This window comes from 'Chrysanthemum coronarium' phytoplasma, assembly GCF_000744065.1.
GTDB classification, from domain to species: Bacteria; Bacillota_I; Bacilli_A; order Acholeplasmatales; family Acholeplasmataceae; genus Phytoplasma; species Phytoplasma asteris.
Map to the genome: position 1 here is coordinate 1 of NZ_BBIY01000124.1, position 917 is coordinate 917.

At 34.1% G+C, this 917-nt stretch carries 1 protein-coding gene; it reads left to right on the top strand.

All coding sequences use genetic code 11. From position 1 onward, the window contains the following. Positions 1-917: acetate kinase (locus tag OYV_RS04045; RefSeq protein ID WP_042068429.1), on the top strand; the 917-nt coding region annotated here is incomplete at both ends.

The window sequence follows — 917 nt, forward strand, 5'->3', positions numbered from 1 at the left end:
CAAACAAGTATTAGAAGTGCTAAATCATCAAACAGCAGTAGAGTTATTGCTAGATGCTTTGATTCAAAAAAAAGTTATTAATACTTTGGAAGAAATCGAAGGAGTAGGGCACCGCGTAGTTCAAGGTGGAGAAATATTTAGCGATTCTGCTGTTTTAACTGAAAAAACTCTTGCTCAAATTGAAAGTTTATGCGACCTAGCTCCCTTACACAATCCTGCAAACATCATAAGTATTAAAGCTTTTCAAAAAGTACTTCCCCAAGTTTTTCAAGTAGCTGTTTTTGATACTACTTTTCATCAAAGTATGCCCGCAGTTAATTTTTTATACGCCGCTCCTTATTACTGGTACCAAAAATACCAAATTAGAAAATACGGAGCTCATGGTACATCTTATAAATACATAACTGAGCAAATGCAACAAATTTTGGGTAAAAAAAACGCCAAAATCATTATTTGTCATGCTGGCAACGGCGTTTCTTTATGTGCAGTTGATTCTGGTAAATCAGTTGATACTTCTATGGGTTTTACTCCGTTAGAAGGGGTTCCTATGGGAACTCGTAGTGGCAATATTGATCCTGCAGTAGTGAAATTTATAGCTGAAAAAGAAAACAAAACTGTTGCTTGTGTTATCGATGATTTGAATAAAAAATCAGGTTATTTAGGAGTATCAGGTATTTCTAATGACACTCGTGATATTTTGGCAAACATTAAAGAAGGCAACCAGCAAGCCATTTTGTCACACGACATCCAAGTTAAGCGTATAGTTGATTATATTGCTAGTTATTACGTATTATTAAAAGGCGTTGATGCTTTAGTATTTACAGCTGGTATTGGCGAAAATTCTTCTTTTTTCCGTTCTGAAATTATTAAACGTTTATCAGTTTTAGGAATTAAGTTAGACGAAGAAAAAAACAAAG